The following is a 14,718-nucleotide window of genomic DNA, read 5'->3' on the forward strand; positions in this document are numbered from 1 at the left end:
TTCTGGTAGGAAGGGTTGGTTATCCTTGACTACTTGAGAAGGGTTACATCGAGTCCGTATATCCCAGCAATGATCAAAAGGATCATTATTAAGACACGCGGGGCGATGATGAGCTTAAAGTCTTTGAACTCTAAATTCATATTTCCACGCTCCTTTCAAGAGAATCCCATTTCAGGCTGTTCCCCATTAATAATGAAGGAGACCTGTCCTGGTGTGGTGACTCTATTGACATGTGTGTGTGCATGTCATGGGTCCCACAAGTTACTTATTGCTGTTACCAACAATAAGTAAATGCGACAGACTATTGTCTATCAACATTTCTCTGGAGCAGTTAAATATTACCACAAATCAAGTGGCTTGTTAACATAATTTTTAAGTCAATTCTTTAAACACAGATTGAGGTGGAAGCATGCACGAATTAGACATATCGCTCGGTAAGCACCGTGCAGACACAAGCTGGAAGCCGGAATACTGGACGTGGGACGAGTTCATTGATCGGCTGCATAAGGTACGGCGGACAGCCGAGACGATGGCAGTTTACGACAAAATGAATGTGCCTGCAAAAGGTAAGGCCAAAGATGGGCCCTCATTTGTCGGTGGTCTGATCCTGGGCGGACGGCGGAAGAAGGAGAACGTGGACTCCCGCAGCTTGATTACGCTGGATGCTGACTTTGCTGATGATGGGTTCTCGTTCGCCGTGGAGCTCATCTTGGGTGGCCGGGCGTATGCGATCTATTCGACGCATAGTCACCGGCCTGACAAACAAAAGTATCGTCTTATCGTTCCAGGAGATCGTTCCATGAGTCCGGACGAATATGCCGCTGTCAGTCGCAAGCTGGCGGAGCAGATCGGCATCAATTATTTCGATAAAACAACCTTCGACATTCACCGACTCATGTATTGGCCTTCGTGTTCCAAAGATGCTGATCCGGTGCTGGAGATCGGCGAAGGGGATGTGCTGAAGGTCGATGCAGTATTGGACCAATATGAGGATTGGCAGGATGTAGCGGCGTGGCCTCGGCACCCAGAAGAGGGCCGGGCGCTACGCCACGTTACCACGAAGGCCCAAGATCCGCGGGAGAAGATAGGTACCATTGGACTGTTCTGCCGGGCATACAGCATCGAGGAAGGGATTGAAGCTTTCCTATCGGACATATATAGCCAGGGCACGATGACGAATCGGTACACCTATACCCGTGGCTCCAGTGCAAACGGATTGGAAGTGTATCCGGATCAGGATCTCGCATATTCGCATCAGGACAGTGATCCCATAAGTGATGGCCGGACATACAACCTGTTTGATCTTGTCCGTATTCATAAGTTTGGTCATTTGGATGAACGTGTGAAAGAGTTTACGCCGGATGCCAAAAAGCCAAGTCACATGGCGATGGAACATTGGGCCATTCGGCTCCCGGAAGTGAATCGGACAGCAGGAGCTGAGCTGCAGGCGGACTTTGCAGATGTGGATTTTGACGAAGAAGCTGAACCGGAGGATGACAGTTGGCTAGAAGAGTTGGAACGCCACCATAAGACGGGAAAGTTGCTCCCCACGGCAGGAAATATTGAGTTGATCCTCTCGAATGGTACTTGGAATGACATTCTAGGGTATGACGCATTTGGTAACTCAGAGGTCATCCGTAAGCCCCTGCCGTGGCGTGAAAAAGAGCGTCCAGGACGATCCTATGAGCCGTGGTTGGGTGCCGATGATAAAAGGCTTCAGCATTGGTTTTCCAAGGCTCACAGCATCAATAGTGCGAAGACGATCCAGAACGCATTTACGGAAGTGGTCCATCGGAACACGTTTCACCCAATTAAGACCTATATAGAATCGACAGAGTGGGATGGTCTGCCTCGTGCAGAACGACTGTTTACCGTTTATTTGGGGGCAGCAGACACCCACTATGTACGTCAGGTGACTCGCAAGATGCTGCTGGCGGCTGTAGCACGTTTATATCGGCCAGGGTGCAAGTTTGACCAGATGCTTGTGCTTGTGGGTCCACAAGGCGCCGGCAAGAGTTCTTTACTGTCGAAGCTTGGACGAGAATGGTTTTCCGATAGCCTACGTACGTTTGAGAATAAGGAAGCGGGAGAACACCTGCAGTCAGGTTGGATCTTCGAGATCGGCGAGCTGTCGGCCATGAAGAAGACGGAAGTGGAAGAGGTGAAAGCCTTCTTGTCCAAGACAGAAGACCGGTACCGCGTGGCATATGACAGACAGGTATCGGAGTTTCCACGGAAATGTGTGTTCTTCGGAACGACCAATACGAAGGGGTTCCTGCGGGACATGACAGGAAACCGTCGCTTTTGGCCCATTGAGGTATTCCCAGATCGGGCAGAGAAAAGCCATTGGGACCATTTAGAAGAGGTGGAAGTGAGCCAAATCTGGGCGGAGGTACTCTGCTGGTTTAAGGCGGGGGAAACCTTGGAGCTGGATAACGAAGGACGCATGGAGGCAGAGCGCCAACAAGCTGCACATATGGAAAGTGATCCGCGTGAGGGTCTTATCCAGGAGTGGCTGGAATCGGAAGAGGTGGACGAGCTTGACCGTCCTTCAGGCCAAATGCGGCAGCGGGTTTGTGCAGCCCAGATATGGGTGGAATGTCTTGGTAAGCGAAAGGGTGACATGAAGCCCTGGGAGGCAAAAGAGATATGCGACATTATGCGGAAGATTCCAGGATGGCATGAAGCCAAAGGACGGTTACGCATAACGGGGTACGGTCAACAGACCGCGTTTACCCGATACATTAATCCTTAATTTTATCTGCATCTCTAATGTATCAACTGCGTCAGGTATGATGCAGTTGAAGCAGGCATGAAACAGTGAATTCTGCTTTACTGCATCATACCTAAAGTCAACTGCACCAACGCTTAAAAGCTTGCGGGTGCAGTTGATACAGTAAATTATCCTATTTTAATAAGAATAGTAATTAACCTATATATAGGGATACGGAATATGGGTTAAACGTACATTCTGTGCACACACGTGTATGGAGTACGTCAACTGAACAGGAGGTTCTATGCGAGAATCACAACTGGAACGGAAAGCACGACTGGCTGTGGAACGGATTGGCGGGAAGATGCCGAAGTGGGTCAGTCCAGGTAACCGTGGTGTACCCGATCGCTTGGCCATCTTACCTGGTGGGTTGACTGTATATGTTGAGCTGAAAGCACCGGGCAAGCCATTGGAACCCCTGCAAAGAAAATGGCGTAAGGATCTGCTGGCCTTAGGGCATCCACATTACAAAATAGATAGTGAGGCTGACATTGAACGGTTCATACATGAGGTGATGCCGAAATGAAGTTCATTCCTCACCAGTATCAAGCCTATGCAACGTTGCGGATTCTGGACACGCCTTTCATCGGGCTGTTTCTGGAAATGGGTTTGGGCAAAACAGTTTCTACGCTGACAGCGATCGACCAACTGTTGAATGACTACTTCGAGGCTGAGAAGGTCCTGGTTATCGCACCACTGCGTGTGGCAGACGATACCTGGGCACGTGAGATTCACAAGTGGGATCACCTAGGTCATCTGCGGATTAGCAAAGTACTTGGCAGCGTAGATCAGCGGCGTAAAGCTTTGAAGTCCGATGCTGATATCTGGGTCATTAACCGGGAGAACGTGGAGTGGCTGGTTGGTGAGTACGGTAGCAAGTGGCCGTTCGATACTGTAGTGATCGACGAGCTTTCCAGCTTTAAGAACCATCAATCCAAGCGGTTTAAGGCGCTTCGCCGGATCCGGCCTATGATCAAACGGCTGATCGGATTGACTGGCACGCCAGCCCCGAACAGTCTTCTGGACCTGTGGGCTCCTGTGTATCTGTTGGATCAGGGAGAACGACTTGGAAAAACCGTATCTGCCTACCGGGATCGGTACTTCGTTCCAGGTGAATGTAGCGGACATGTCGTTTACAACTGGAAACAGAAAAAGGAATCTGAGGATCGGATCTACGAGGCTATTAGTGATATTGCCGTTAGCATGAAAGCGGAAGACTGGCTGGAGCTGCCTGAACGGATCGATCGAACGGTAACGGTACGTTTGGCAGGTAAAGCGGCTGAACTGTACAAGAAGCTGGAGAAGGAGCTGCTGATCGAATACGCAGACGCTGATGTCGTGGCCCAGACCGCTGCCGTCTTGAGTAACAAGCTTTTGCAGATGGCAAGTGGAGCCGTGTATGACGAGGATCGCGGCGTGAAGCAGATTCACGATGCCAAGCTTGATGCACTGGAGGACGTGATCGAGGCGGCAAATGGTAAGCCCGTCATGGTGTTTTACAACTTTCAGCATAGCCTGAGCCGGATCCGGCAACGGTTCCCGCAAGCCCAGATCCTGCGAAAGGGAAAAGACGGCAACGAGGATATCCGGGCCTGGAACAACGATGAGATCCCGCTGCTGCTGCTTCATCCGAAATCTGCAGGCCATGGCCTGAATCTTCAGGAGTCCAGCTGCCGGACGGTTGTGTGGTTCGATCAGATATGGAGCCTGGAAGAAGATCAGCAGGCCAATGCCAGGGTTCACCGGCAGGGAGTCAAACACAATATTGTCGTTATCCGGTTGGTGGCTGAAGGTACGATGGACGAGGATGCCGTAGCAGCACTGGAGCGTAAAGCTACCGGACAAGATGCCTTGATGGATGCAGTTAAAGCAAGAATAGAGAGGGTGAAATAGATGACAACAACGACTAAAGCAACGTGGATTGAGACGCTGATCAGTCAATATGCAACGGATTCCCGAGCATTGGACAATTACCGGAAGAGTCTGGATCTGGATGATCCCCAAGAGAAAGAGGAGGCTGGCACGGTCTCTGAAATGTTATCGGACATGAGATATGCCCTGACATGGTTAAAACGCGGGAGACGGCCAGGTAGCCGCCGTGGCGTCGAGATTACCGACGTGTATCGGCAACGGGAAATTTATATCAAACTGTCCGGACAGGAGATCACAGATGCAGAGCGTTTACGTCTGGTGGATGCGCTGCTGGCTTTGAGTGACAGAGAGCGAACATGTTTTCTGCTTCACATGGCGCAAGGCTTGACGCTTTTGGAAATTTCACATAAACTAAACTTGTCAAGAGGTGCGGCGTATGAGTATGTAAAGCGGGCGAAAGCTAAGCTTAAACAAGATTTCATTTGATTCTTGTATTACGTACTGTATTACACCGTGTATGCAAGTGTCCCACTATACGTATGTCTTTATAAGGAGATCAAGCTAATGACTACTAAAATTGATTCTCAAGAGCTCACTAACGAAAAGATTATTGAGATAGGACAGGAGTTAAGAGAGTGGGAAAGCAAATTACCTAAACTTGATCCTAAGGATATTGTATTGTCCAAAAAGTTTGAATCCGTAGAGATAATTGATTTTGAAATCAGGCAAGGGGATAACGAAATCAGGAGACAACACCTCACAATTGATGAGTTGGAATCAAATTATAAGCTCCAACTGCAAGGAGATTGGTTCCTCTATAGCGACACGGAATCGGGTAGTATTTTTGTTGGAGAGCATAAACATAACAATACAAGATACGGAAATATAGTTATCTACAAATAAACTTATCACAGGGCTCTCCATTGCGGAGGGCTCTTTTTTGCGATTTAATACAGTTTGGATGTGACAAGCTTAGATTGAACCTTTACATATTTGATTAAAAGCCCCGCAAGAGTAGCGGGGCCGAAATTTTCTTTAGCTAGCACTGATCCTTACACGCAGATTCCGCAGCATTTGCGGCCTGGATACAAATCGCACGTGCAATCGGATTGTTTAGCCCTTCACAGGCAACCCTTGCAGCATTTCCGGCTGTTTCACAAAGAATTTCACATGTACCGTTGACACCTTTCGCCTCAAAGCTAACTTCAATAATTTGTGAAATTTGCGTGAGCTCTATTGGGGAAATTTTATCAGTTAACTTTGCATCATTGAGCACTGAATTATTAATTGTCAATGTTATCACCTCCTCGATTTCTATATTATCCAAATTATTATTAATTAATACAAAAAAAGAAAAAAATAGATATTTTATATTAATTTAATCTTTCAAAACAAAACGACAGCGGAGGTGGTGAAGATGAATTGACGCCGAATTGGGAAGTGATTAGACGATTATTTGAGACAAGCAATTTAACGCTGAAGGAGCTTGCTGAGGAATACGGCATCAAGGATTCAACGATCCGAAGCCGTAAGAACCGAGAGAACTGGCAACGAGGAGCCGCGACGCAACGCAACGTTGCAACGTTGCAACACGCAGCGCCAAAAGTCTCAGAGGACAGCCAGCTGACTGACAAGCAGCGCATTTTCATCATGGAGTACCTGAGGGACTTCAACATCACACGTGCAGCCATGGCAGCAGGCTATAGCAAACGTTCAGCGCATGTGGTTGGATGGGAGACGCTAAGAAATCCTAAAGTGCACGCGGAGATCCAGCGACATAAGGAGATGTACACCGAGGCGCTGGGCTTGGACATTCAACGAATCATCGCTGAATACATGAAAATTGCCTTTGCAGATATCACGGATTTCGTGGATTTTGGTCGCAAGGAAATTACCGTTGGCCAGGATGGAGAAGGCCAACCGATCACACAGCAAATCAACTTCGTCGATTTCAAAAATGCAGACGAAGTGGACGGGGCGATTGTCAGTGAAATCAAGATAGGCAAGAGCGGGACCACCGTCAAGCTTGCTGACAAGATGGAAGCCCTGAAGATGCTGGACCGGTACGCTGGGTACTTGACTGAGGAGCAGAAAGCCCGTGTTGCTGTGCTGAAATCGAAGGTTCCAGACAAGGACGGCTTCAATCCAAGCGCTCAGATCCTGGCTTTGGCTGAGATGATTAATAATCCGGTAGCTGAACGGGTGATGGATGATGACTGAGGCTGCTCTGATCCCGTATGCGCCGTTTAATCAAAAACAGGCAAGCTATATTGCCCGAAGTAAAGACGCCTGGCTGAACGTTGCTGAGGGCGGTAAGCGGGCGGGGAAAAACATCATCAACCTGATTGCTTATGCGATGTGCCTGGAGGTTCATCCGGACAAGCTACATCTGGTTGCGGGTGTTTCCTTGGCTGCAGCAAAGATGAACGCCATCGACTCGAACGGCTTCGGACTCCAGCACCTATTTGCGGGGCGTTGCCGTGAGGGAGAATACAAGAACCGCGATGCACTGTACATTCAGACCAAGACTGGGGAGAAAGTGGTCATTATCGCTGGTGGTGGTAAAGCCAATGACGCTGCCCGTATCAAAGGTAACTCGTACGGTACGGTGTACATCACTGAGGTCAATGAGTGCCATCAGTCGTTTGTGCAGGAGGTATTTGACCGGACACTGGCGAGTAGCTTCAGGCAATTGTTCTTCGATTTGAATCCTAAGCCCCCCTCTCACTGGTTCTACCGTGACATTCTGGATTACCAGGACGAGCTGCTGAAGCTTGGAGAGAATACCGGATACAATTACGAACACTTTACCGTGTTTGATAACCTCTCTATCCCTAACGACCGTCTCAAGACCACGCTATCCACGTATGACAAAGGCAGCCTGTGGTATCAAGCTGATATTTTGGGTAAGCGAACAGCGGCCACAGGGCGGATCTACACGGGATACACTAAGCCGGGAGTTGTTGTTACTCGTAAGGATATTAAGGATTTCCGGTATATTGAGTTCTCCATAGGTATCGACATTGGGGGTACAGACGCCACGGTGGCAACGCTGACCGGATTCACGCCAAGGTATAAAGATGTCATCCTACTGGATGGTTATTACCATAAGCAGGGCAAGGAGTCTGGTTATACACATGACCGGTACGCCAAGGAAGTCGTGAATAAGATCGTCGAATGGTCGGAAACCTATCCGGCCTTTTTGTCATGCGCTCATATCTTTGCTGAATCTGCTGACAAACTGTTCCGGCAGGCGCTGGCTAATGAGCTAAGGCGGCGGGGTATACACATTCAGGTAGTGCCTGCTTACAAGAAAGAGGGCATCGTAGACCGGATCAGGTTGACGAACGTTCTGATTAACCAAGGGCGGTACAAGGTTATGGCCCATCTTAAACATTGGATTGAAGCCATAGAGAATGCCACTTGGGACGAGAACGAGCGCCAGAAGGGTGAATGGGTGCGGACGGATGACGGAAGTTACCCAGTGGACTGCTTGGATAGTAGCGAATACGCCGTTCAACCGTTCAAGAAGAGACTGGAGGTATAGAAATGGGGTGGATCAAGAATATGGTCATGAAGATATTGAGGATTCAACCAGCACCGGAGAACAAGTCATTCATCATTCGTGAGCCGTTCAGCTATCGGACCAGTGTCCTGCGTAACCGGCTCTGGTATCGTGGAGATCCGTCCGAGCTGGAACAGTTCTATAAGCAGTCAGTCACAGATAACGTGAGCCGTTCCCGATTCTGGGCAGCGGTACCGAGTGAGAACCGGCATATCCGGAAGATCCATTCAGGGTTACCGGCTATGATCGTGGAGCGCCTATCTGACATTGTGGTTTCGGATATGGACCAGATCGAGCTGAAGACATCGGAACAGACGAAGCTGTGGGAGGAAATCGCCAAGGATAATAACTTTGATGAGCTGCTGGGCAGCAGTCTGATTGAGGCTTTGGTCGAGGGGGATGGGGCGTTCAAGGTAACATTGGATACCGACATTACCCCGTACCCGATTATAGAGTTCTACGCAGGCGATAAGGTTCGGTATAGACGAGAACGGGGCAGGCTCCAGGAGATCATCTATTACACGGAGTACCGCCATAACGATAAGGATTACCAGCTCGAAGAGACATTTGGCAAAGGTAAGATCACCTATAAGCTGCTGAGTGCGGATGGGAAAGAGGTTCCCCTGGCCATGGTGCCTGAATTGACTGGCTTGGATGAAACGACATTTACGGGTGACTTTATTTGGGGTGTGCCGCTGTCTGTGTTCAAATCATCGAAGTGGCCAGATCGAGGCAAGTCCATTTATGAGAGCAAGGCAGATAGCTTTGACGCTTTGGACGAGGTTATCAGCCAGTGGTGGGATGCCATCCGATCCGGACGAGTGCAGAAGTACATTCCGGAAGACTTGCTCCCCCGAGATCCGAATAACGGAATGCCCATCAAGCCAAATCCATTTGATATGGACTTTATCGCGGCTGGTAGGACAATGGCCGAGGAAGCCAAAGAGCAAATTTCCTTAGTGCAGCCAGCCATACTTTATGAAGCATTCGTATCGTCATATGCTTCTGCATTGGATATGTGCTTACAAGGGATTGTATCGCCGTCAACACTTGGCATCGATCTGAAGAAGATGGATAATGCCGAGGCGCAACGGGAGAAAGAGAAGGCCACATTGTACACCCGAAGCAAGATCATTGAACGCTTGAATGAAGTCATTCCAGAATTGGTGTCTATTGTGCTGAGGGTACACGATAACAACCTGCAACGGAATCTAGGGGAGTATGAAGCATCCGTCAAGTTCGGTGAATACGCTAGTCCTTCATTTGATGCTGTTGTTGAGACGGTAGGCAAGGCCCGGACGTTCGGTGTAATGAGCGTAGAGCGTGCGGTCGAAGAGATGTATGGCGATACTTGGACGGATGAGGAGAAGGCAGAAGAGGTTAAACGCCTGAAAGATGAACAGGGGATCACCTTTGAGGAACCGGCACTGAATCGTGATGCTCCACCAGATACAGAGGAGGACGTTCCAGAAGATGATGAGACATGAAGAAGAAATATGACATACGCCAGATCTTCAGCGACATGGAAATGGATCTGATCAAGTCCATGCAGCGTAACCTTCAGCGTCACAAGGATGACGAGGAACGAGAGGGCAAGGAGTGGGAGCAATGGCAACAACGCAAGCTGGAGGATATCCAGCAGTACCGTAAGGAGACACGCCAGATATCCAAGAAGTATGAGTCGGAAGTGAAGAAAGCCGCAGAGGAAGAGGTCAAAGGGGCATGGCGGCGTGGTGCAGATCGGGTGGCTAACACGGTTAAGGGCCTGTGGAACAAGATCACGGGCAAAAAGCCAGGAATAGAGCCGGAGGATGGTTCAGATCGTACCTTCTTCAGGATCAATGAGAAGCGGGTTAACGCTCTCGCAGATGCAGCAGAGAACAATCTGCAATTAGCCCGCCACGCCATGCTGAGACAAGCAGATGACGTGTATAGACAGACCATCTATAAGAGCCAGGTATATCTGAACAGTGGAGCTGCTTCGCTGAATCAGGCTATTGACCGGGCTACTAAGGATTTTCTTGAAAAGGGCTTCGACTCCATCACCTATGCAAATGGTCGAAGGGTGAATGTGGCCAGTTATGCGGAAATGGCGTTGCGTACATCCTCCCAGCGTGCAGTGTTTGCTGGAGAGGGTGCAAAACGGGATCAGCTAGGCATCCGAACTGTGGTGATATCGTCACACGCCAACTGTTCGAAGCTGTGCCTGCCATATCAGGGCAAGGTGTTCATTGATGACGTTTATTCAGGCGGGACCATAGCTGATGGCAGGTATCCGCTTCTGAGTACCGCCATTGCGGCTGGTTTGTTCCACCCGAACTGTCGTCATAACATGACTACGTTCATTCCAGGCACCAGTTCACTGCCTAAGCCTGTCGATGATGCAAAAGCTTTGGCCAATTACCAGGCAGAGCAGAAACAGCGCTACATGGAACGCCAGATACGCAAGTACAAGCGTCTGGAAACGGGCAGTGTGGATGAAGGAAACCAGGCGAATTACAAGGCTAAGGTTAGACAGTGGCAAGCCCAATTGCGGATTCACCTGAAGGAACATGATTACTTACGCAGAGATCCCAAACGGGAGAAGGTAAGAGTTTGAAGGCCCTAGCTGAGACTGCTGGGGCCTATTGCTCGTTGACCGGAGCATCACGGTCCGCTCCCTTAGCTGGAGAGCAGCTATATAAATCTATGGAGGCTGATGACAAATGGATTGGCTTAGAGAACTGTTGAAACAAGCAGGTTGGGAAGATGCGAAGATCGATGCATTTATTGGGGACGTAAATAAGGAATTACCGAAGCACTTTGTACCTAAATCGCAGTACAACGAGTTATCCGATACTAGGAAGAAGCTGGAGAAGGACGTTGCAGATCGTGATAAACAGATTGATGATCTGGGCAAATCTGCGGGACTGTCTGAGGATCTGAAACAACAGATCGAGACGCTGAAAACAGAGAACCAGACGGCCAAGCAGCAGTATGAATCGGATCTGAAGGAAGTCAAAATCAGCAACGCCATTACGGCTGCACTAACCGGCAAGGTGCATAACGAGAAAGTTGTCACAGGTCTGATCGATAAGACGAAGCTGGTTCTTGGAGACGATGGCAAGATTGTTGGTCTTGATGAGCAGCTAACAGGCTTGAAGACGTCAGATGCTTATTTGTTCAAGCCTGAAGAAGGGCAAGGCCAGCAACAACAGCAACAACCCGGCATTAGAGTAGGCGCAGGTAGAACAGATCCGCCTGCTGGTGGACAACTCTCCTTGGGAGATGCAATTGCTGCACAATTAACAAAATAGAATAGGAGCTGATTTGAATGGCAGTAACATTGGCAGAAGCAAAGAAAAACGTACAGGATGCAATTACACTTGGGGTGATTGATGAATTCCGGAAGAATAACTTTCTACTGGAAAACCTAACCTTTGATGATGCGGTTTCCCCAACTGGCGGGGGCTCTACATTGACTTACGGTTATACCCGTTTAGTCACGCAACCTACAGCTCAGTTCCGTGCAATTAATACTGAGTACGTACCCCACGAAGTAACTAAGCAGCGTCACACCGTTGATCTGAAGGTGTTCGGTGGTACGTTCCAGATTGACCGAGTTATCGCTAATATGGGCGGAATCGTGAGCGAGGTTACGTTGCAAATGGAACAGAAGGTTAAAGCTGCACAAGCGCTGTTTAACGATACGGTTATCAACGGTGATTCCGCAGTGGACGCTTTGGCTTTTGATGGCCTTGACCAAGCCTTGACAGGTTCCAGCACAGAGTTTATCCCGGGAACCGCTCTTGACCTTTCGAATGCTGCGGCAGTTAAGGAAAACTACGTTGATTTCCTCCACATGCTGAATAAATTCCTGAAGAAACTGGACGGAAAACCTTCCGTTATAGCTAGTAACTCAGACATGATTACAGCAATTCAGCTTTGCGCTCAGTTGGCTGGACGTTATCAAATCTCTACTAATGAATTTGGAGAGCAAGTTGAATCATACAATGGCATTCCTTTGCTTGATTTGGGTGAGAAAGCAGGAACAAATGATCCTGTAGTAGCGACAAATGGCGCCGGAGAAGCACCGCTTTTCGCTATGCGCCTTGGTTTAGACGGATTCCACGGTGTATCTATGGCAGGCGTAGCGCCTGTTCAGACGTGGTTGCCTGACTTCACCACATCGGGAGCAGTGAAGACGGGTGAGGTGGAGATGGTTGCGGCCGTGGCACTGAAAGCGACCAAGGCAGCTGGCGTAATGCGTAAAATTAAAGTTTCCTAGGAGGAATAGACCATGGCTAAAGTATTTGCACCAAATAAGGAATACACAGGCTTGTCCGCAGGCGTTGCCTTCGCAAATGGCGTGGGTGAGACGGACAACCCTCATTTGCTGAGCTGGTTCGAGTCGAAGGGCTACGAGGTTGAGAAGGATCCCGTAGATCAACCTGATGATGTACCTGTTCTTAATCTGGAGCCTGGTGATATCACAGATGGTAAAGCAACGGATCTGCCCGCTGATCCGCCTGAAGATAAATCGGCAAAAAGCACTAAAGCCGGAAAGTAGGTGCCATATGCCCTACGCTACACCGGATGAATATGAGCTGTATGGAAACGGAATTATCCCGGCTGAGGACTTGAACAAGGCTCTTAGTCGGGCTTCCGACCAAATAGACAGCCTGACTTATAATCGCATCGTGCAACGTAGCCTGGACGGCCTGACAGCCTTTCAGCGGGAAAATGTGGTCAAGGCAGTATCTCAACAAGCGGATTTCCAGTATCAGTATGGGGATTACTTGGACTTTCCCTTGTCGGGATACTCCGCAGGCAGCGTAAGCGTGTCATTTAAAGCTGTTGAAGGTGCTGGAGGGGTTAAGACTACCGAAGGCGTTACAAGCCTGCTGAGGGCAACCGGGCTGATGAATAGGGGGTTGTGAGGATGCGAGGTAAGTTTCCGTTTCCGCACTGGATTAATAACGCAACGGTTGAAGTATTTAAAACCGAGCTGTCAGAAGACGGGGAGCCAGTTGAGACACAGCTCTATTCAGGGCCTTGTAACTATGATGAGAAATCAAAACAAGTGCTGGATAAGGAGCGCCGACTGGTCCGCCTGTCTGGCCGAATAATCATTGAAGGCGATATAGCCCCCGGTCAACAGATCGAGGGGTTTGTTCGTGTTGTCGGTGCTGAAAGAACAATTTTTCGATCCGAGCGGCCACGAAATCCAGATGGCAGCATATTCAGTACTGAACTGGAGCTGAGCTGATGGTTAAAGTGAAGGTGACGATGGATCCCAGGGCAATGCGTGAAATCGCAAATGCTCCGTTGAAAGCACTGGAGCAAGTCGCCAACGGGAAAGCAGAAAGCATCCTGACCGAGATTGCAAACGCTCAGGTCGTGCCAAAACAAACAGGTGAGTTGGAACGCAGTGCCTGGGTAGATACTACGGGGCTCAAAAAAGGCAAGGTCAAGATTGTGTATGACACGCCGTATGCACGCCGTCTATACTGGCACCCAGAATACAACTTCCGCAGGGATAAGAACGCCAACGCCCAAGGGTTGTGGCTGGAAGCTTGGCAACAAGAGCAGAAGGGTTGGATACGTAAGACGTTTGAAAAGCTGATCAAGAAGTTCGGGGGTGGGTTCATCAAATGATGCTGTCCGAGATTCGGGATTGGCTTAAAACACAGATCGATTCCCCAAATTGGTACATTGGCAAGATTGATGGGAAGAAGGAACAGTCCGTTGGGATCTACAACCTGAACACCGGACAACCTTACATTGCCATCGGAGGGCTGGAGAACACCAGCTATGCCAGCAAGTCCATATCCATCCTGGTGCACTGGTCCAAGAATGCAGATACAGCGGAGCGTAAGGCCCATGAGGTCTATGCTGCGCTATTTGGTCGTTCTGATGGCGAGATAGCAGGGCACCGTGTCATTGCCTTTGAGATGCGGACACCGTGGCCTATTGATGTGGGCACGGATGATGCAGGGATTTACGAATATGTGATTGAGACAACGATTTATTACGAGAGGTAGGGGAATGGAATGCCGACAACAGGCGTATTTCCGGTTCATAACAATATTTTCAAAGTAGGTATTAAGGGCCGCGTTTCCACAGATTCAGACATGAAAACGATCAAGGATCTGGAGAATTTCGCGCCAGCCATTGACGGTAATACGGAAGAGTGGAGTTCGATGGACCAAGGGGGCTGGACAAGACGGGCGGTGACAGGCAAGTCGTTGTCCTTTAGTTTCAGCGGGAAGCGGAACTATGGCGATCCAGGTAATGACTACGTTGCGGGTCTGATGCTTGGTACAGGTCAACAGGTCGAAACCATCTTCGAATGGACCATGCCATCCGGCGCGAAGCTGACCATGGATTGTGTCATTAACTTGACCACACCAGCAGGTGGTGATTCGACGAACATCGACGGTCTGGAGTTCGAGCTACTATCTGACGGTAAGCCAGAATTTGAACCTGCACCAACCACACCATAAACATAAACCAAGGGGGATTTATC

At 49.3% G+C, this 14,718-nt stretch carries 18 protein-coding genes; 17 read left to right on the forward strand and 1 reads right to left on the reverse strand.

Going from position 1 to position 14,718, the window contains the following annotated elements; genetic code table 11:
- Positions 1-409: 409 nt before the first annotated feature.
- The 5 genes from F0220_RS01545 to F0220_RS01565 all read left to right on the forward strand — a co-directional run bounded on the left by F0220_RS01545 (position 410) and on the right by F0220_RS01565 (position 5,548).
- Complete coding sequence (locus F0220_RS01545) at positions 410-2,755, forward strand: virulence-associated E family protein (protein WP_105597959.1); 2,346 nt, start codon at positions 410-412, stop codon at positions 2,753-2,755.
- Between the two features lie 262 nt (positions 2,756-3,017).
- A complete protein-coding gene (locus F0220_RS01550) occupies positions 3,018-3,299 on the forward strand; it encodes a VRR-NUC domain-containing protein (RefSeq protein WP_105597960.1) in 282 nt (93 codons plus the stop codon).
- Positions 3,296-4,666 (forward strand): DEAD/DEAH box helicase, encoded by a 1,371-nt coding sequence (locus F0220_RS01555; RefSeq protein WP_105597961.1) that lies wholly within the window; start codon positions 3,296-3,298, stop codon positions 4,664-4,666. The genes F0220_RS01550 and F0220_RS01555 overlap by 4 nt, the downstream gene beginning before the upstream one ends.
- Complete coding sequence (locus F0220_RS01560) at positions 4,667-5,131, forward strand: sigma-70 family RNA polymerase sigma factor (RefSeq protein ID WP_105597962.1); 465 nt, start codon at positions 4,667-4,669, stop codon at positions 5,129-5,131.
- A gap of 78 nt (positions 5,132-5,209) precedes the next feature.
- Entirely contained in the window at positions 5,210-5,548 is a 339-nt protein-coding gene (locus tag F0220_RS01565) for a hypothetical protein (protein ID WP_105597963.1), read from the forward strand.
- Positions 5,549-5,684: 136 nt separating this feature from the next.
- Here the strand turns inward: F0220_RS01565 and F0220_RS01570 are convergent, their stop codons facing one another.
- Positions 5,685-5,939: a hypothetical protein gene (locus F0220_RS01570; RefSeq protein WP_105597964.1), complete on the reverse strand. Its 255-nt coding sequence runs from the start codon at positions 5,937-5,939 to the stop codon at positions 5,685-5,687.
- Positions 5,940-6,067: 128 nt separating this feature from the next.
- Here F0220_RS01570 and F0220_RS01575 point away from each other — a divergent pair, with 128 nt between their 5' ends.
- The 12 genes from F0220_RS01575 to F0220_RS01630 all read left to right on the forward strand — a co-directional run bounded on the left by F0220_RS01575 (position 6,068) and on the right by F0220_RS01630 (position 14,695).
- Positions 6,068-6,865 (forward strand): terminase small subunit, encoded by a 798-nt coding sequence (locus tag F0220_RS01575; protein WP_105597965.1) that lies wholly within the window; start codon positions 6,068-6,070, stop codon positions 6,863-6,865.
- Positions 6,855-8,192 carry a phage terminase large subunit gene (locus tag F0220_RS01580; RefSeq protein WP_223199826.1) on the forward strand — a complete coding sequence of 446 codons (1,338 nt, stop codon included), beginning with the start codon at positions 6,855-6,857 and terminating at the stop codon, positions 8,190-8,192. The genes F0220_RS01575 and F0220_RS01580 overlap by 11 nt, the downstream gene beginning before the upstream one ends.
- 2 nt (positions 8,193-8,194) lie before the next feature.
- On the forward strand, positions 8,195-9,697 hold the full coding sequence (locus F0220_RS01585) for a capsid protein (protein WP_105597966.1): 1,503 nt from the start codon (positions 8,195-8,197) through the stop codon (positions 9,695-9,697).
- Positions 9,694-10,809, forward strand: coding sequence for a phage minor capsid protein (locus F0220_RS01590; RefSeq protein ID WP_105597967.1), 1,116 nt, complete (start codon positions 9,694-9,696; stop codon positions 10,807-10,809). Before F0220_RS01585 ends, F0220_RS01590 begins: the two co-directional genes overlap by 4 nt.
- 106 nt (positions 10,810-10,915) lie before the next feature.
- Entirely contained in the window at positions 10,916-11,506 is a 591-nt protein-coding gene (locus F0220_RS01595; protein WP_105597968.1) for a phage scaffolding protein, read from the forward strand.
- Between the two features lie 17 nt (positions 11,507-11,523).
- Positions 11,524-12,477: a major capsid protein gene (locus F0220_RS01600; protein WP_091014791.1), complete on the forward strand. Its 954-nt coding sequence runs from the start codon at positions 11,524-11,526 to the stop codon at positions 12,475-12,477.
- A gap of 12 nt (positions 12,478-12,489) precedes the next feature.
- Positions 12,490-12,759 carry a hypothetical protein gene (locus F0220_RS01605; protein WP_105597969.1) on the forward strand — a complete coding sequence of 90 codons (270 nt, stop codon included), beginning with the start codon at positions 12,490-12,492 and terminating at the stop codon, positions 12,757-12,759.
- Between the two features lie 7 nt (positions 12,760-12,766).
- On the forward strand, positions 12,767-13,129 hold the full coding sequence (locus tag F0220_RS32345) for a head-tail connector protein (protein WP_105597970.1): 363 nt from the start codon (positions 12,767-12,769) through the stop codon (positions 13,127-13,129).
- Positions 13,130-13,131: 2 nt separating this feature from the next.
- Positions 13,132-13,458, forward strand: a complete 327-nt coding sequence (locus F0220_RS01615) for a hypothetical protein (RefSeq protein ID WP_091014785.1) — start codon at positions 13,132-13,134, stop codon at positions 13,456-13,458.
- A gap of 20 nt (positions 13,459-13,478) precedes the next feature.
- Positions 13,479-13,847 carry a hypothetical protein gene (locus F0220_RS01620; protein ID WP_223199827.1) on the forward strand — a complete coding sequence of 123 codons (369 nt, stop codon included), beginning with the start codon at positions 13,479-13,481 and terminating at the stop codon, positions 13,845-13,847.
- A complete protein-coding gene (locus tag F0220_RS01625) occupies positions 13,844-14,233 on the forward strand; it encodes a minor capsid protein (protein WP_076328814.1) in 390 nt (129 codons plus the stop codon). Before F0220_RS01620 ends, F0220_RS01625 begins: the two co-directional genes overlap by 4 nt.
- 9 nt (positions 14,234-14,242) lie before the next feature.
- Complete coding sequence (locus tag F0220_RS01630) at positions 14,243-14,695, forward strand: phage tail tube protein (RefSeq protein WP_105597972.1); 453 nt, start codon at positions 14,243-14,245, stop codon at positions 14,693-14,695.
- Positions 14,696-14,718 lie beyond the last annotated feature (23 nt).

The sequence above is a fragment of the Paenibacillus sp. 37 genome (assembly GCF_008386395.1).
Taxonomy (GTDB): domain Bacteria; phylum Bacillota; class Bacilli; order Paenibacillales; family Paenibacillaceae; genus Paenibacillus; species Paenibacillus amylolyticus_B.